Annotated in this window: 14 protein-coding genes and 1 riboswitch; all 14 genes read left to right on the top strand. The window is 35.4% G+C overall.

Going from position 1 to position 18,691, the window contains the following annotated elements:
• The first annotated feature begins 253 nt into the window (after positions 1-253).
• The 14 genes from COJ46_RS00905 to purD all read left to right on the top strand — a co-directional run bounded on the left by COJ46_RS00905 (position 254) and on the right by purD (position 18,672).
• Complete coding sequence (locus COJ46_RS00905) at positions 254-1,351, top strand: PRK06851 family protein (protein ID WP_097973947.1); 1,098 nt, start codon at positions 254-256, stop codon at positions 1,349-1,351.
• A 487-nt stretch (positions 1,352-1,838) separates the two neighbouring features.
• Positions 1,839-5,354, top strand: coding sequence for a S8 family serine peptidase (locus tag COJ46_RS00900; RefSeq protein WP_098565613.1), 3,516 nt, complete (start codon positions 1,839-1,841; stop codon positions 5,352-5,354).
• Positions 5,355-5,600: 246 nt separating this feature from the next.
• A riboswitch (purine riboswitch) is annotated at positions 5,601-5,702 on the top strand.
• A gap of 132 nt (positions 5,703-5,834) precedes the next feature.
• Entirely contained in the window at positions 5,835-6,320 is a 486-nt protein-coding gene (gene purE, locus COJ46_RS00895; RefSeq protein ID WP_097973951.1) for a 5-(carboxyamino)imidazole ribonucleotide mutase, read from the top strand.
• Positions 6,317-7,465 (top strand): 5-(carboxyamino)imidazole ribonucleotide synthase, encoded by a 1,149-nt coding sequence (purK, locus tag COJ46_RS00890; protein WP_097973952.1) that lies wholly within the window; start codon positions 6,317-6,319, stop codon positions 7,463-7,465. The genes purE and purK overlap by 4 nt, the downstream gene beginning before the upstream one ends.
• Complete coding sequence (gene purB / locus COJ46_RS00885) at positions 7,462-8,757, top strand: adenylosuccinate lyase (RefSeq protein WP_069032643.1); 1,296 nt, start codon at positions 7,462-7,464, stop codon at positions 8,755-8,757. Before purK ends, purB begins: the two co-directional genes overlap by 4 nt.
• 115 nt (positions 8,758-8,872) lie before the next feature.
• Positions 8,873-9,595, top strand: a complete 723-nt coding sequence (gene purC, locus COJ46_RS00880; protein ID WP_097973954.1) for a phosphoribosylaminoimidazolesuccinocarboxamide synthase — start codon at positions 8,873-8,875, stop codon at positions 9,593-9,595.
• Entirely contained in the window at positions 9,583-9,837 is a 255-nt protein-coding gene (gene purS / locus COJ46_RS00875) for a phosphoribosylformylglycinamidine synthase subunit PurS (RefSeq protein ID WP_097973956.1), read from the top strand. The genes purC and purS overlap by 13 nt, the downstream gene beginning before the upstream one ends.
• The gene (gene purQ, locus COJ46_RS00870; RefSeq protein ID WP_097973958.1) at positions 9,834-10,517 is read left to right on the top strand and encodes a phosphoribosylformylglycinamidine synthase subunit PurQ; all 684 of its coding nucleotides are present in this window, start codon (positions 9,834-9,836) and stop codon (positions 10,515-10,517) included. The genes purS and purQ overlap by 4 nt, the downstream gene beginning before the upstream one ends.
• On the top strand, positions 10,501-12,720 hold the full coding sequence (gene purL / locus COJ46_RS00865) for a phosphoribosylformylglycinamidine synthase subunit PurL (RefSeq protein ID WP_097973959.1): 2,220 nt from the start codon (positions 10,501-10,503) through the stop codon (positions 12,718-12,720). Before purQ ends, purL begins: the two co-directional genes overlap by 17 nt.
• Positions 12,705-14,117, top strand: a complete 1,413-nt coding sequence (gene purF / locus COJ46_RS00860) for an amidophosphoribosyltransferase (protein ID WP_097973961.1) — start codon at positions 12,705-12,707, stop codon at positions 14,115-14,117. The genes purL and purF overlap by 16 nt, the downstream gene beginning before the upstream one ends.
• Before the next feature lie 85 nt (positions 14,118-14,202).
• Positions 14,203-15,240: a phosphoribosylformylglycinamidine cyclo-ligase gene (gene purM / locus COJ46_RS00855; protein ID WP_097973963.1), complete on the top strand. Its 1,038-nt coding sequence runs from the start codon at positions 14,203-14,205 to the stop codon at positions 15,238-15,240.
• Positions 15,240-15,803 carry a phosphoribosylglycinamide formyltransferase gene (gene purN, locus COJ46_RS00850; RefSeq protein ID WP_097973965.1) on the top strand — a complete coding sequence of 188 codons (564 nt, stop codon included), beginning with the start codon at positions 15,240-15,242 and terminating at the stop codon, positions 15,801-15,803. Before purM ends, purN begins: the two co-directional genes overlap by 1 nt.
• 48 nt (positions 15,804-15,851) lie before the next feature.
• A complete protein-coding gene (purH, locus tag COJ46_RS00845; protein WP_097973966.1) occupies positions 15,852-17,387 on the top strand; it encodes a bifunctional phosphoribosylaminoimidazolecarboxamide formyltransferase/IMP cyclohydrolase in 1,536 nt (511 codons plus the stop codon).
• A gap of 19 nt (positions 17,388-17,406) precedes the next feature.
• Complete coding sequence (gene purD, locus COJ46_RS00840; RefSeq protein WP_097973968.1) at positions 17,407-18,672, top strand: phosphoribosylamine--glycine ligase; 1,266 nt, start codon at positions 17,407-17,409, stop codon at positions 18,670-18,672.
• The last annotated feature ends 19 nt before the right edge of the window (positions 18,673-18,691 follow it).

Genomic DNA, 18,691 nt, shown 5'->3' with positions numbered 1-18,691 from the left:
AGTAGAACGTCGCCTGGTAAACAAAAACATCAGCTATTTGGCTGATGTTTTTTTATGTTCAAATTTGGAAATGTTAGTTCTTATCATGACATTACATATAAAATGAAAATATCCGAAATCTAAAAGACAAACTTAAGAATCACCAACAACTTCGGATAAACATTAAAATTAATAAAGTAAACAATAATATTAATACTGGGCAAACACCCTTAATAATAAATCTACATAACTTAGATTGAATGGAGGGAAAAAGATGAGAGGAAAAATACTCAATTATTATGCAGGTGGTAATACTGCAAAAGGGTTTTATAATCTCTATGACTCAGCTTTAGAGGATTTAGATAAACTATTCATTCTAAAAGGTGGTCCAGGTACTGAGAAATCAACATTAATGAAAACAATTGGAGAACTAATTGTAAATAAGGGAATCGATATTGAATATTTACATTGTTCTTCAGATACAAATTCAGTTGATGGCTTAATTATCCCGAAATTTCAAATTGGTATAGTAGACGGAACGGCACCACATGTAATTGAACCGAAAGCTCCAGGAGTTATTGAGGAATATGTGAATTTAGGTATTGTTTGGGATTCTAAGAAATTATCCGTACACAAGGAAGCAATACTATCACTAAATGATGAGATTTCTAAAAAGTTTCAAACAGCTTATGATACATTTGCTGCTTCGTTAAAGGCTCATGATGAAATTGAAACAGTTTATATTTCCAATATGGACTTTGTAGAGGCAAATAAACTGACTAACGAATTGATAGCGCTTTTTTATGGTAGTGACAGCAATACTGAAAAAGTCTCCAAAGTAAAACATAGATTTTTAGGTGCAGCAACTCCAAGTGGCGCGGTTGATTATATTCAAAATTTAACAGAAGACATTGAAAAGCGATATTTTATTAAAGGTAGGGCTGGTTCCGGTAAATCAACAATGTTAAAGAAAATAGCAGCTGCAGGGGAAGAACGAGGATTTGATGTAGAGATTTATCATTGTGGATTTGATCCAAACAGTCTGGATATGGTAATTATTCCGGAAAAAGGCATTGCGATCTTTGACAGTACAGCACCACATGAATATTTTCCTGATCGTGAAAATGACGAGATTATTGATATGTACGAAAGATGTATTACGCCAGGAACAGATGAGAAATACGCAACAGAAATCGAAAGAACAACAAATTCATATAAAGATAAAATGAAAGAAGCAATATCTTATTTGGCAGAAGCTAAGGTTCTTAGAGATGAACTAGAAGCTATTTATATTGGAGCTATGGATTTTGCAAAAGTTGATAAAATTCAGTCTGAATTAATAGAAGAAATTGAAAGTATTATAAAGTATTAGCATTATCTAATTTGAAAAAGGTGTAACCACATTGTTACGCCTTTTTCTTATTTCTGAAGATGAGAATGATTAGTACTTTTTAATCATTTTTTCTACGACATTCGAGAAGATACGAAAAATAAATTGAATTTTCTTTATATTTTCACAAATATCGATTTAAAACCTTTGATTAAACAAAAGAAATTCGACGCTTTTATATATTTTTCGTCTTATTATTTTTAATTTTTGCGATTAAGAATACCAATAAAATATTTTTATGTAATTATTTGTAGAAAAAAGGTACTTAATTTCATATGAATTTCCCCCAATTTACTTCGTTATATGTTGAATGTACATTTAAATAGTATTTATTTACTTACTTAATGGTAAGGGCTTAAGTTTAACCGCATTAATCATTCTATATTTATTAAACTACTAACCTCTTAATCATTGTATTAAAGCAAATACATAATTGAAATATTACATCCATAAAAAGGAGAGAGATTTCATGAAACTTCGTAAAATTTTACCGTTTAAAGTAATGTCCACAGTGGCGATCTCATCTTTGATTTTCTCATCTTATACAGCTCTTGCTGAAAATAATGATACAACAACTCAAGCAATCGAGGATCAAGTACCACAATTACTAGACCAAAGTCCAAAAGGTAAAGAGGACTTATATAAAGATACTCAAAAGGAAGAGTCTGAGAAAACATATAAACCTACCGATAAAGTTCGTTTTATAGTAGAAATTGAACAGCCATCAATTTCTGACTCTTCTACGTCAAACGAAAAATCTTTATACAAAGAAAAACAGGACAAAGTAATCGAAGAAATCACAAAGAATAATAAAGCTAAATCAAATTCCCCTAAATTAAAACAACGTTTCTTTGAAGGGTTCAATGGATTTAGTGTTGAGACAGAATATCAAAATCTAAATGAAATAAAGTCTATTCCTGGTGTACTTAACGTAAATGTTGCGAGAACTTTCCATGAAACGATGGCAGCGAGTAAAGAATTAGTACAAGCACAAAAGGTTTGGAATCAATATGGTTATCAAGGAGAAGGTTTACTTGTAGCAGTCGTTGACTCAGGTATTGACTATACTCATAAGGACATGACGCTTACTGATAAGGGGAAACAAAAAGAAAAGTTAACCCCAAATGGTATTAAAAGTAAATTAGACGCTACAGCTGTAAATGATGTGTGGTATACAGATAAAGTTCCAACAGGTTATGACTGGGCTGATCATGATACAGATGTTATTCCTCGTGGTGATGGAAGTCCACACGGTACACACGTTTCAGGGACTATTGGTGCAAATGGTGATGAAGCAAATAGTGGCGTTCAAGGAATTGCTCCTGGAACGCAATTATTAGCTGAAAAAGTATTCTCCGATGTAGGTGGAGGTGCTTATGAGGATGACCTAATCGCAGGTATAGAACATGCAGTGACAATGGGTGCTGATGTTATTAATATGAGTTTAGGGGTTGATGCAGGGTTTGTAGGAGAAGACTTTGACCCAGTTCAAAAAGCAATTCGTCACGCAACAGAACAAGGAACTTTAGTTGTAGTTGCTGCTGGGAACTCAGCTTACAGTACAAAAACTAGTTTATTATTGGATTCGGCTGCACAGCCATATGCTGATAATCCTGATATCGGTACAGTAGGTGCACCTGGAGTAAGTCCGTTTGCATTATCAGTTGCTTCATATGAAAATACGAAAATGCACTTAAATACTTTATCGGACGCTAATGGTTTTAAACTTCCTTTCCAAGATCAAACTCAATATGCACCAACAAAAAACTTTAAACTTTCTAGAAATTTAACACCTGGTCAAGAGTATGAAATGGTATATGTAGGAGAAGGTTCAAAACTTACTGATTTTACTAATAAGAACGTAGAAGGAAAAATCGTTGTAGCAAAAATGAATAATCAATATACCTCATATTCGTTTGTTCAAACTAATGCGGCAAAATATAAAGCGAAAGCTGTTATTGTCATCCCACCTTCTGTCTTGGGTGATTATCCTACACTTAGGTTCTCTGATACTTCAATTCCAGCTGCTACAACAGGAAAAGCGGTTGGACAAGAATTATTAAATAAGTTGGCTAATAATCAAGTTGTAAAAATGAAATTAGCTGGAGATACTTGGATCGATAATCCGATGAAAAATACGATGTCTTATTTTTCATCATACGGCGCGCCAAGCACTTTAGATTTTAAACCAGAAATTTCTGGTCCTGGTGGAAATATCTATTCTACAGTACCCGGAAATGATTATGAAGTAATGAGCGGTACATCAATGGCGACTCCTCACGTTGCAGGTGGTTCAGCGTTAGTATTACAGTCACTTTATGAAAAAGGATTACAACATTCAGAAGATACAGCTTTAAAAGCAAAAATTGCTTTAATGAACACATCAAAAATTGTAATGGATCCAAAAACAAATGGTGAAGTTCCATACTCTCCACGTGTTCAAGGCTCTGGTTTAATGCAAATTCAAAATGCAATTAATACACCAGTCATTGTTACAAGCAGAAACACGCCGCTAGAACAAGCTGGAGCAGTAGCTTTAAAAGAAATTGGTCAAAATACTAGCTTTAAATTAAACGTTGATGCATTTGATGCACAAAAGGGTAAAAATAATAGTGCTGATATTGAATACAATGTTTACGTAGATTTATTAAAAGATAAAACAGAAACAAAGCAATTTGATTTAGACAGTGATGGGAAACTTGATTCAAAGGATTATTTAACATTAACAAGTGAACGTATCGATGGTGCATCAATCACTGTAAATGATAATAAAGTTACTGATAAAAATGGCTCATTACTTAAGATAAAACCAGGTCAGACAAAAATGCTGACAATTAATGTGAATTTACCAGATTCATTAAAGAAAAATAGTTTTGTTGAAGGATTTGTACGTTTAGTTCCAGTAGACAAAGACCAAGATAAAGCAGTACCAATTTCTGTTCCTTATATGGGCTTCTATGGACAATGGGATGAGCCAAGAAATATCGATCCACCAGCTTGGGAAAAAGATGCATTTTTAGGTTACACTGCACTTTGGGATGGAACATCAGAACGTTATCCAAAAGGATATAATTCTGCGACAGGTACGTTTGATCTTAATAAAATTGCTATTTCACCAAACTACCATATAAATGGAATATATTCTTCATTTACAGCATTGCGTAATTTAGCAAAAACTGAAATGTATATTGAAAATCAATCGGGAGAAATGGTTAAGTATTTAGGTGACTTTAGTGAATTTACAGGATCTCCATATAAATTCAGAAAAAATGTCATGCCATTTGGTGATACTAGCTACAATGAACTTTATGCTTGGAATATGACAGATGAAAATGGACAAGTTGTTCCTGACGGAGTTTACAATTATGTGATTCGCACAACTCTAGATTATCCAGGGGCAAAACCTCAAGAAGTAAAAATGCCAGTAAAAGTAGATTCGATTCTACCTAAAGTTACTGATATTAAAGTAACTCCAAAAGATGGAAAATATGAAATTTCTTGGAAAGGTACCGATAATGAAAGTGGGTATGCAGCTTCTATGGTTTGGGTTAACGGAAATTATTATACACCAGGAGCAGCTCAAACTTTACTAGTAAATGTTGAACCAAAGAGTATCGTAATAGGTGGAGCTGATAACGCATTTAATCACTCTTATACTACATGGGGTGATCAAAGTGCAAAATATATGAGTGAATGGATGGTTCTTTCGAACGGCAGCGTATACCCGACTACAAATATTAGTAAAAACAGAGTAGCATCAGTAGACTTCTTTGCTCAAAATAGAGTAGATTGGAAGTTCAATGTGAAAGATGTAAACGGAAATATAGTTGATTCATTTGAATATAAAAATGAAAAAGAAGTGCACACAAAATGGTTCCCAAAAGCACATCTACCAAACGGCACATATTATATCTCTGCTGATGTGGTTACGAAGGATGGATTTAAAGTAACATCAACTCCGACTAAAGTAACGGTTGTTCAATAAAAGTCAATAATTGAAAAAGCTATCTTTCCCAATTATTATAGGGATAGATAGTTTTTTTGTTTTTCATTGATTAGTCGATAATAGAAATCCGAATAAGAAATAAAAAAATCACATTTGCTATCAGTAATTTAATAAAAATAGGCATCATAGAATGTATAAAACTGCGTAAAACACGAACATTAAAATATTTTTTAAGAAAAACATTCATATTTTATTGAAAAAAGAGTTATAAATTGATACTATAGAGATAGGAAATTTAGCAAACCTCATATAAGTTTGGGAATATGGCCCAAAAGTTTCTACCTAGTAACCTTAAATTACTGGACTATGAGGGGAAGTTAATCACACGTGTACGTATATTAGTATACGCCTAAGTAGATTATCTTTCTCACCATAGAGGGATATTTCTATTTAGGCGTTTTTTGTTGGTAATTTATAGTAAAAATAAAAAAATAGCGAATAAACTTGGGGGAAAAGCAGATGAAACCGGTAGTTGGTGTCATTATGGGGAGTACAAGTGATTGGGAAACAATGAAACATGCTTGTGATGTGTTAGAAGAGCTAAATATAAGCTATGAGAAACGAGTTGTTTCGGCACATCGTACACCAGATTTAATGTTTGAGTATGCAGAATCAGCTAGAGAACGTGGTATTAAAGTAATTATTGCAGGTGCAGGCGGAGCTGCTCACTTACCAGGAATGGTAGCAGCAAAAACGACACTTCCAGTAATTGGTGTACCAGTACAATCAAAAGCTTTAAATGGATTAGATTCATTATTATCAATTGTGCAAATGCCAGGTGGAGTACCTGTTGCAACTGTTGCGATTGGTAAAGCAGGTGCGACGAATGCAGGCTTACTTGCAGCTCAAGTATTAAGTATCCAAGATCAAGAAGTTTATTTAGCATTAGAAACTCGTCGTGAAAACACTACTAAACAAGTTCTAGAAAGCAGTGAATCACTATGAATAGCAAAGTAATTCTACCAGGACAAACAATAGGGATCATCGGGGGAGGCCAACTTGGAAGAATGATGGCGCTTTCAGCGAAAGAAATGGGCTATAAAATAGCTGTTCTAGATCCTACTCCAAATTCACCTTGTGGGCAAGTATCTGATATAGAGATTACGGCTGAGTATTCTAATTTAGAAGCAATTAAACAGCTTGCGAAAGTAAGTGATGTTATAACATATGAATTTGAAAATATTGATGTAAACGCACTTGAGTATTTAGATGAGCACTCCTATTTACCTCAAGGCAGTGAGTTATTAAAGCTAACAAGAAATAGATTAACTGAAAAAACAGCTATTCAAAGTTTAGGTATAAAGGTTGCTCCATTTCAACTAGTAGAAAATGAAGAGCAATTTTCTGAGGCAGTTACGGTAATAGGTTTACCAGCTGTTTTGAAAACGACAACAGGTGGTTATGACGGAAAAGGGCAAGTTGTTTTAAAATCTGAAGAAGACTTTGTTGAAGCGTTAGAACTTGTTAAAAAACAGCAATGTATTCTTGAGGGCTGGGTTCCTTTTGAAAAAGAATTGTCAATAATTGTCGCAAGAAATAGTAATGGAGAGGTAAATACGTTTCCAATAGCAGAGAATGTTCATATAAATCAAATTCTGCATACTTCATCTGTACCAGCAAATACTTCAAAATCAGTAATAGAAACAGCAGAGAACTATGCAAAAAAAGTAGCTAGCTCATTTCATCTTGTTGGTGTTTTAGCAATTGAGTTATTTGTAACAGAAGATGAGCAGGTTTATATAAATGAATTAGCTCCGCGTCCACATAATACAGGACACTATACAATGGAGGCAGTTGAAACTTCACAATTCAAGCAGCATATTCGAGCGGTTTGTAATTTACCATTAGGGAATACGGAATTACTTAAACCAGTAGTAATGGTGAATATATTAGGTGAACATGTTGAAGAAGTATTGAATGTAATGCAAAATGATAGTACATTAAATGTCCATCTTTATGGTAAAGAAGAAAGCAAAAAAGGCCGTAAAATGGGACATATTAATATAATGGCAGCATCAACAGAACAAGCGATGCAAAAAGTACAAGAGTTAGGGATTTGGAAACAAAACCCGGTGGAGGTAAAAATATGATTGAACGTTATTCACGCCCAGAAATGGCAGCAATTTGGACAGAAGAAAACAAATTTAAAGCTTGGTTAGAAGTTGAAATCTTAGCATGTGAAGCATGGGCTGAATTAGGAGATATTCCTAAAGAAGACGTAAAAGTGTTACGCGAAAAAGCTTCTTTCGATATAAACCGAATTTATGAAATTGAAAAAGAAACACGTCATGACGTAGTTGCATTTACACGTGCAGTTTCTGAAACATTAGGCGACGAACGTAAATGGGTACATTATGGCTTAACTTCAACTGATGTAGTAGATACGGCACTGTCATACTTACTACGTCAGGCAAATGATATCTTATTAAAAGATTTAGAGAATTTCATTGGAATTCTTGAAACGAAAGCGAAAGAACATAAGTACACAGTAATGATGGGACGTACTCACGGTGTACATGCAGAACCAACTACTTTTGGTTTAAAACTTGCATTATGGACTGAAGAAATGAAGCGTAACTTAGAGCGATTTAAGAATGCGATTGAAACAGTTCGAGTAGGTAAAATCTCAGGCGCTGTTGGAACATATGCAAATATTCCTCCATTTGTTGAAGAATATGTTTGTGAAAAGTTAGGAATTCAAGCAGCTCCAATTTCAACTCAAACTTTACAACGTGATCGTCATGCTCACTACATGGCAACATTATCTTTAATTGCAACTTCAATTGAGAAGTTTGCAACTGAAGTACGTGGATTACAAAAAAGTGAAACACGCGAAGTTGAAGAATTCTTTGCAAAAGGTCAAAAAGGCTCTTCTGCAATGCCACATAAACGTAATCCAATTGGATCTGAAAACATGACAGGTTTAGCTCGTGTAATTAGAGGTCATATGGTTACAGCTTATGAAAATGTATCACTTTGGCATGAAAGAGATATCTCACATTCATCTGCAGAAAGAATCATCCTACCAGATGCTACAATACTTTTAAATTACATGTTAAATCGATTTGGAAATATTGTTAAAAACCTTACAGTATTCCCTGAGAATATGAAACGTAATATGGATCGTACTTACGGATTAATTTATTCTCAACGTGTACTTCTTGCTTTAATTGAAAAAGGAATGTCACGTGAAGAGGCTTATGATACTGTTCAACCAAAAGCAATGGAAGCTTGGGAAACTCAAGTACAGTTTAAAGAGCTTGTAGAAGCAGAAGAAAAAATTACTTCTTTATTATCTCAAGAAGAAATTAATGATTGCTTTGACTACAGCTACCACTTAAGTCAAGTCGATACAATTTTTGAACGCTTAGGATTAAATTAATAAATATTGTTTGGCTAAGATTAGAGAAAAAAATTCTTAGCCAAACAATTCAAATAACAGATAAAGCAGAAATTCTATTGGGTGTTTAAATGAGGATATGGGAGGCATTGTTAGCATGGCAGAGCAAGTAATGTTGTATGAGGGAAAGGCAAAAAGAATTTTCTCAACTGAGAATCCTGAAATTGTAAGAGTTGAGTACAAAGATTCAGCAACTGCATTTAACGGTGAAAAGAAAGCAGAAATTGCTGGTAAAGGTCGCTTGAATAATGCGATTACTAGTTTACTATTTTCAAAGTTAAAGGAATCAGGTATTGCATCTCATTTTGTAGAAAAAACATCAGAACTTGAACAACTTGTAAAACGAGTAACAATAGTACCAATTGAAGTAGTTGTTAGAAATATCGTTGCTGGTAGCTTATCGAAACGCATGGGATTAGATGAGGGTGTTAAGTTAGAAAAACCAATCATTGAGTTTTATTACAAACGTGATGATTTAGGTGATCCAATTATTAATGAAGATCATATCGCTGCACTTAAACTAGCAACAACTGAAGATCTTGAAACAATTAAAGAGATTGCTCTCCGTGTTAATGATGTACTAGTAGAACAGTTTAATGCATGTAATGTTCGATTAGTCGATTTTAAATTAGAGTTTGGCAAATTAAATGATGGAACAATTTTGTTAGCAGATGAGATTTCACCAGATACTTGCCGATTATGGGATAAAGATACAAACGCGAAATTTGATAAAGATGTATTCCGTAGAGATTTAGGTAACTTAACAGATGGATACGAAGAAATTTTAAAACGCTTAGGGGGATTATCATGTTCAAAGTAAGAGTATTCGTTACATTAAGAGAAAGTGTTTTAGATCCACAAGGAAATGCAGTTAAAAACGCACTTCATAGCATGAATTTTAGCGATGTTCAAGATGTTCGTATCGGTAAATATATGGAATTATTAATTGATAAAAATGTTGCAGATTTAAATACTACAGTAAAAGAAATGTGTGAAAAGTTATTAGCAAACATCGTAATTGAAGATTACCGTTATGAGGTAGAGGAGGTAGTCGCACAGTGAAGTTTGCAGTAATTGTGTTCCCGGGCTCAAATTGTGATGTTGATATGTATCATGCAATCAAAGATGAGTTAGGCGAAGAAGTAGAATACGTATGGCATGATTCAACGAATTTAGATGAATTTGATGGTATCTTATTACCAGGTGGCTTCTCATATGGAGATTACTTACGCTCTGGCGCAATTGCAGGTTTTGCAAACGTGATGGATGCGGTGAAGAAAGCTGCTGCTGAAGGTAAACCAGTATTTGGCGTTTGTAATGGATTCCAAATCCTAACTGAAGCAGGTCTACTACCAGGTACTCTTAGACGTAATGAGAAATTAAAATTTATGTGTAAACAAGTAGAGCTAGTTGTTGAAAACAATGAATCTATGTTTACAACTGGTTATGAAAAAGGTCAAGTAATTACTGTACCAATCGCACACGGTGAAGGAAATTACTATTGCGATCAAGAAACATATGAAGCACTTAAAAGTAATAATCAGATAATTTTCCGTTATCAAAATAATCCGAACGGTAGTTTAGATGATATCGCAGGAATTGTTAATGAAAAAGGAAATGTATTAGGTATGATGCCACACCCTGAGCGTGCAGTTGATGCATTATTAGGTAGTGCAGACGGACTTCAACTATTTCGTTCGATTGTAAGAAACTGGAGGGAAAACCATGTCGTTACTTCTTGAGCCAAATCCAATTCAAATTGAAAATGATAGAATTTATGCCACTATGGGCTTAACTGATGAAGAGTTTCAATTAGTCAAATCAATTATTGGTCGCAATCCGAACTATACAGAGCTTGGATTATTCTCAGTAATGTGGTCTGAACATTGTAGTTATAAAAACTCAAAACCTTTATTACGTAAATTCCCAATAAGCGGTGAGCATGTTTTACAAGGACCAGGTGAAGGAGCAGGTATTGTTGATATTGGCGATGAGCAAGCTGTCGTATTTAAAATCGAAAGCCATAATCACCCTTCTGCAATTGAACCATACCAAGGTGCTGCAACTGGTGTAGGTGGAATTATTCGTGATGTATTTTCAATGGGAGCACGTCCTGTTGCACTTCTAAATTCTTTACGATTTGGAGAATTAGAAACTCCAAGAGTTAAGTATTTATTTGAAGAAGTAGTTGCAGGTATTGCTGGTTATGGAAACTGTATTGGTATTCCAACAGTTGGTGGAGAAGTAAACTTCGATCCATGTTACGAAGGCAACCCTTTAGTAAATGCAATGTGTGTTGGGTTAATCAATCATAAAGATATTAAAAAAGGTCAAGCACATGGTGCTGGAAATACAGTAATGTACGTTGGTGCTTCAACTGGTCGTGACGGAATTCATGGTGCAACTTTTGCTTCTGAAGAGTTATCTGATGCATCTGATGAGAAACGCCCAGCGGTACAAGTAGGCGATCCATTTATGGAGAAGTTATTACTTGAAGCATGTTTAGAAGTTGTTCAAAATGACGCTCTTGTTGGTATTCAAGATATGGGTGCAGCTGGATTAACATCTTCATCTGCTGAGATGGCTTCAAAGGCAGGAATGGGAATTGAGATGAATCTTGATTTAGTTCCTCAACGTGAAGCTGGTATGACAGCTTACGAAATGATGCTATCTGAATCTCAAGAACGTATGTTACTAGTTGTAGAAAAAGGTAGAGAGCAAGAAATCGTAGACTTATTTGAAAAGTATGATCTACATGCTGTATCAGTAGGACGTGTTACAGATGATAAGATGCTTCGCTTACTTCACAAAGGTGAGGTTGTAGCTGAATTACCTGTAGATGCTCTTGCTGAAGAAGCTCCAGTATATCATAAGCCATCAACTGAACCTGCATATTATGGTGAGTTCCAAGCGATGGAAAACTATATTCCTGAAATTAGTGATTCAAAAGAAACGTTAAAACAATTACTTTCTCAACCTACAATCGCAAGTAAAGAGTGGGTTTACGGTCAGTATGATTACATGGTTCGTACAAATACAGTAGTTGCTCCAGGTTCAGATGCTGCAGTAATCAGAATTCGTGATACAAAAAAAGCTCTAGCAATGACAACTGACTGTAATGCACGCTACTTATATTTAGATCCTGAAGTTGGTGGGAAAATTGCAGTAGCAGAAGCAGCTCGTAATGTAGTTTGTTCAGGTGCTCGTCCACTTGCAATTACAGATTGCTTAAACTTCGGAAATCCTGAAAAACCTGAGATTTTCTGGCAGTTAGAAAAAGCAACAGATGGTATGAGTGAAGCTTGTAATGTATTAAGTACTCCAGTAATCGGTGGTAACGTATCATTATATAACGAAACGAATGGTGAAGCAGTTTACCCAACTCCTGTAGTTGGTATGGTAGGTCTAATTGAAGATGTCGAGCATATCACGACTCAAAACTTTAAAACTGCTGGCGATTTAATTTATGTAATCGGTGGAGCAGAAACTGAATTCGGTGGAAGTGAGCTTCAAAAATTATTAAATGGCAAAATCTTTGGTAAAGCACCAAGTATTGATTTAGCTGTTGAATCTAGTCGCCAAGAGCAAATTCTTGCTGCTATTCAAGCAGGTGTAGTTGCTTCAGCACACGATATTTCTGAGGGTGGTTTAGCTGTAGCGATTGCAGAAAGCACATTTGGTCCGTCAGAAGTTGGTGCAACTATTACGATTGAAGGAAATGAGGTTGTTTCATTATTTAGCGAAACTCAATCACGTTTCTTACTTTCAGTTAAACCTGAACATAAAGTACAATTCGAAGCATTAGTAGATGCAAAGTTAATCGGTACAGTTACAGAAGAAACATCAGTAACAGTTCGTAATGAAAACAATGAAACAGTTCTTCATGCTTCAGTTGAGGAACTGAAACAAGCTTGGAAAGAGGCGATCCCATGCTTGCTGAAATAAAAGGGCTAAACGAAGAATGTGGAATATTTGGAATTTGGGGGCATACTGATGCTGCCCAAATCTCCTACTATGGTCTTCATAGCTTACAACATAGAGGCCAAGAAGGAGCTGGAATTGTTGTAACGAATGGGGATGAACTTGAAGGGGCAAAAGGACTTGGTTTAATAACAGAAGTTTTCAGTAAAGGTCAATTAAATGATTTACACGGAAAAGCTGCTATTGGTCATGTTCGTTATGCAACTGCTGGTGGAGGCGGCTATGAAAATGTTCAGCCTCTATTATTCCAATCGCATACTGGAAGCATTGCTCTTGCTCATAATGGTAATTTAGTAAATGCTTCAAGATTACGTAAAGATTTAGAGATGCAAGGTAGTATTTTTCAAACTACTTCTGATACTGAAGTACTTGCTCACTTAATTAAACGTAATGGTTCTGCTCCATTAAAAGATAGCATTAAAGCATCTTTAAATATGATCAAAGGAGCTTTCGCTTACTTAGTTCTAACAAAAGATGCAATGTATGTTGCACTAGATCCAAATGGCTTTAGACCATTAGCGTTAGCTAAACTAGGTGACGCTTATGTTGTAGCTTCAGAGACGTGTGCATTTGATGTAGTCGGAGCGAAATATATTCGAGATATTAATCCGGGAGAATTACTTGTTATTTCAGACAATGGAGTGGAAACTGATCAGTTTACTTCATCAGTTAATCACACAATTTGTAGTATGGAATATATTTATTTCTCTCGTCCTGATAGCAATATTGATAATATCAATGTTCATGCTGCACGTAAAAATATGGGGCGTGTATTAGCGAAAGAAGCTCCTGTTGAAGCGGACGTAGTAATCGGTGTTCCAGATTCAAGTATTTCAGCCGCAGTTGGTTACGCTGAAGAATCTGGTATTCCATATGAACTTGGATTGATTAAAAATCGCTATGTAGGTCGTACATTTATTCAACCTTCTCAAGAACTTAGAGAGCAAGGGGTTAAGATGAAACTTTCTCCAGTTCGTTCAATCGTTGAAGGGAAACGTGTAGTAATGGTAGATGATTCAATCGTTCGTGGAACTACAAGCCGCCGAATCGTACAAATGTTACGTGATGCAGGTGCAAGTGAAGTTCATGTTCGTATTGGCGCACCACCATTGAAAAATCCTTGCTATTACGGTATTGACACTTCTACAAGAGAAGAGTTAATTGCTGCAACTAATACAATAGAAGAAATTTGCGAAGAAATTGGTGCAGATTCATTAGAATTTATTAGTTTAGAAGGACTACTAAATGCTATTGGTAGAAATCATGAGGGGCCAAATAGAGGCCAATGTACTGCTTGCTTTACAGGGAAGTATCCAACAGTAATCTATGATGAAAATGAATTAGTACATTCTCATAATTAATATTAAAAAACAGAGGCGGTGAGCAAAGTCGCCGCCTCTTTTCAATTGAATCTATTCATAAGGAACTGAAAGGGGAAATCATCACATGGCGAATGCATATAAACAAGCTGGAGTAGATATCGAAGCTGGCTATGAAGCAGTGAACAGAATGAAGAAACACGTTCAAAAAACAATGCGTCAAGAAGTTCTTGGTGGATTAGGAGGATTTGGAGGAATGTTTGATCTTTCCAAATTTAACTATAAGGAACCGGTTCTTGTATCAGGGACAGATGGAGTAGGAACAAAATTAAAATTAGCTTTCCAAATGGACCGTCACGATACGATCGGCATTGATGCAGTCGCGATGTGTGTGAATGATATTGTGGTTCAAGGAGCGGAGCCTTTATTTTTCCTAGATTACTTAGCAGTTGGCAAGGCTGTACCTGAACGAATTGAGCAAATTGTAAAAGGTGTATCTGATGGCTGCGTTCAAGCAGGCTGCGCTTTAGTCGGAGGAGAAACTGCAGAAATGCCTGGTATGTATCCAGAGAATGAATATGACGTTGCTGGTTTTGCAGTAGGAATTGCTGATAAGTCGAAGCTTGTAACAGGTCAAAACATTAAAGAAGGAGATATCTTATTAGGAATCTCATCAAACGGGATCCATAGTAATGGATATTCTCTAGTTCGTAAGGTTTTATTAGAAAAAGGTGGCTTAACGCTTGATCAAAACATTGATAAATTAGGTCATACTTTAGGCGAAGAATTACTACGCCCAACTAAAATTTATGTAAAACCAATCTTAAATGTTCTTAAACAGTTTGAAGTAAAAGGTATGGCACATATTACTGGTGGTGGGTTTATTGAAAATATCCCAAGAATGCTTCCAGAGGGAATCGGTGCAGAAATTGATTATGGTTCATGGCCAATCCAACCAATCTTTGATTTATTAGAAGAGATTGGTGAATTGAAGCGCGAAGAAATGTTTAATATTTTTAATATGGGTATTGGTATGGTTCTTGCGATTAGTGAAGAGAACTTACATGACACTATTAAACTATTAGAAGAAGACGGAGAAAAAGTATTTATTATCGGAAGAACAAAAGCAGGTGAAGGTGTAACCTTTGGCGGAGGTTCTCTGTAATGAAGAAGATTGCCGTATTTGCTTCAGGAAATGGCAGTAACTTTCAAGCCATTCTTGATGCAACTCTAAGCGGAGAAGTGAATGCTGAAGTGAAATTACTTGTTTGTGATCGCCCAAATGCATTTTGTATCGAACGTGCAAAGCAAGCAAATATTCCATCATTTATATTTTCAGCGAAAAACTATGAATCAAAAGAGCAGTATGAAGGTGAAATTATTGCCCATCTTAAAGAGTTAAATGTCGAATTTATCGTTTTAGCTGGCTATATGAGATTGATTGGTCCGACAATTTTAGACTCATTTCCTGGGAAAATAGTAAATATTCATCCTTCATTTCTACCATTATTTCCTGGAAAAGACGCAATTGGTCAAGCTCTCCTAGCAGGTGTCGAATCGACTGGTGTAACGGTTCATTATGTCGATGAAGGAATGGATACTGGTCCAATTATTGCGCAAGAAGAAATTCTGATTGAAAAGGGAGATTCGAAGGAATCTCTTGAGCACAAGGTTCATAGTGTCGAGCATGTTTTATATGTGCAAACACTAAAAAAATTGTTTAGTTAACTAGATTTAGATATAGAGCATGAAATCGATTAGATAGGGGAATGTATCATGAAAAAACGAGCTTTAGTTAGCGTTTCAGATAAACAAGGGATTATTGAATTTGTAAGTGGATTAATTAAACATGATTTTGAAGTTATTTCAACAGGTGGAACTTATAATTTATTAAAAGATGCTGGATTAAATGTAATTGGTATTTCGGAAGTAACTAACTTTCCAGAAATTATGGATGGTCGTGTAAAAACATTACATCCTTCAATTCACGGAGGTTTACTAGGTGTTCGTTCAAATGAAGAACATATGCGTCAAATGAACGAGTTAGGAATTCAGCCAATTGATTTAGTTTGTGTAAATTTATATCCGTTTAAAGAAACGATCATGAAGCCTGATGTTACATTTGAAGATGCAATTGAAAATATCGATATCGGTGGCCCTACAATGCTTCGTTCAGCAGCTAAAAATCATGAATTTGTATCTGTAGTAGTTGACCCAACAGATTATGAAGTAATTTTGGCTGAGTTAGCTGATAATAATACGGTTTCTATTACTACGAACCGTCGATTAGCAGCTAAAGTTTTCCGTCATACTGCAGCTTATGATTCATTAATTTCTAATTATTTAACAGAGCAAGTAGGAGAAGAAAATCCTGAAAGCTATACTGTTACTTACGAATTAAAACAATCTTTACGTTATGGTGAAAATCCTCACCAAAAAGCGACATTCTATCGTGCTCCAATGCCAACAGTTTCGTCTATTGCTTATGCAGAGCAATTACATGGTAAAGAGCTTTCTTATAATAATATTAATGACGCTAATGAAGCATTAAATATTGTACGTGAATTCTCAAATCCAGCTGTTGTCGCTGTAAAACACATGAATCCTTGTGGAGTCGGAGAAGGCACTACAATTGAAGAAGCTTATGATCGTGCTTATACTGCTGATCCAGTTTCAATTTTTGGAGGAATTATTGCGACAAACCGTGAAGTTGATGCTGCAACAGCTAAGAAAATGCATGAATTATTCTTAGAAATTATTATCGCTCCTTCATTCAGTGAAGAGGCTTTAGAAATCTTAACTAGTAAAAAGAACTTACGTTTATTAACAGTGGACTTAGAAACTAAGCCTTCGTTTGCACCTAAATTAACGACTGTTCATGGTGGTTTATTACGTCAAGATATGGATACATTTGGATTAGATGATGCAACAGTTACAGTCCCTACAAAACGTCAACCGACTGAAGAAGAGTGGGAGAATTTAAAATTAGGTTGGAAAGTTGTAAAGCATGTTAAATCAAATGCAATTGTTTTAGCGAAGGATCATATGACAATCGGTGTTGGTGCAGGTCAAATGAATCGTGTTGGAGCTGCAAAAATTGCGATTGAACAAGCTGGCGAAAAATCAATTGGTGCAGCGTTAGCTTCAGATGCATTTTTCCCTATGAATGATACAGTAGAAGCAGCGGCTAAAGCTGGTATTACAGCAATTATTCAACCGGGCGGATCAATCAAAGATGAAGATTCAATTAAAAAAGCTGATGAATATGGAATTGCAATGGTCTTTACAGGGGTTCGTCACTTTAAACATTAAGAAATAAGGAGATGACAAGATGAAAGTATTAGTCATTGGTCGCGGAGGCCGTGAGCATACAATTGCTTGGAAGGTAAATCAATCGGAGAATGTAACAGACGTATTTGTTGCTCCAGGAAACGATGGAATGATTGATGTTGCAACACTTGTCAATATTGATGAAAGTGACCATGAAGCACTTATTGCATTTGCAAAAAAGGAAGAAATTGATTTAACAATCGTTGGTCCTGAAGTTCCTTTAATGAACGGAATTGTAAATGATTTTCGAGCTGCTAATTTAAAGATATTTGGTCCAACTAAGGAAGCTGCAATTATTGAGGGAAGTAAAAGTTTTACAAAGGATTTAATGAAAAAATACGCGATCCCGACTGCAGCTTATGAAACGTTTACTAATTTTGAAGAAGCAAAAGCATATGTTGAAAATGTTGGCGCACCGATTGTTATTAAAGCTGATGGTCTAGCAGCTGGTAAAGGTGTAGTTGTAGCGATGACAATAGAAGAAGCAATTGTAAGCCTTCATGACATGCTACTTGATGAAAAGTACGGCGATGCAAGTGCATCTGTAGTAATTGAAGAATATTTGGAGGGCGAAGAATTCTCGCTAATGTCATTTGTTAACGGGAATAAGGTTTATCCTATGGTAATCGCCCAAGACCATAAACGTGCTTATGATGGAGACAAAGGACCTAATACGGGTGGTATGGGTGCTTATTCGCCAGTACCACAAATCTCAGAGTCAGTTGTTGAACAATCTTTAAAAGAAATAGTAGTACCAGTCGCAGAAGCAATGATTTCTGAAGGAAGACATTTTACTGGAATACTATATGCTGGTTTAATGTTAACAAGCCAGGGACCTAAAGTAATCGAGTTTAATGCAAGATTTGGCGATCCAGAGACGGAAGTTGTATTACCTCGTTTAGAGAGTGAGTTAGCTGAAGTATTATTAGCAATATTAAATGAAGAAGAAATTAATTTAGAATGGTCAGAGGAAGCTGTTGTTGGAGTTGTGCTTGCTGCAAATGGATATCCTGAAGTTCCTGAAAAAGGTGCTGTAATATCTGGTTTAAATAATGTAAGTAATGAAACAATGGTATTCCACGCTGGTACGAAACTTGAAAATAATGAATATGTTACAAATGGTGGACGAGTATTAATTATTGCACATAAAGGAAGCTCCATTAATGAAGCTTGCGAAAATGTATATAAACAAATTGATACGGTTCAATCAACTGGCTTATTCTATCGCCACGATATAGCGCATAAAGCAATTAAAGTAAATAATTAGTAAGAAAGGGTCGTCATTT

The sequence above is a fragment of the Bacillus sp. AFS077874 genome (assembly GCF_002566505.1).
Taxonomy (GTDB): domain Bacteria; phylum Bacillota; class Bacilli; order Bacillales; family Bacillaceae_G; genus Gottfriedia.
Note: the sequence above shows the minus strand (reverse complement) of the source record. Positions and strands in the feature narration are given on the sequence as shown.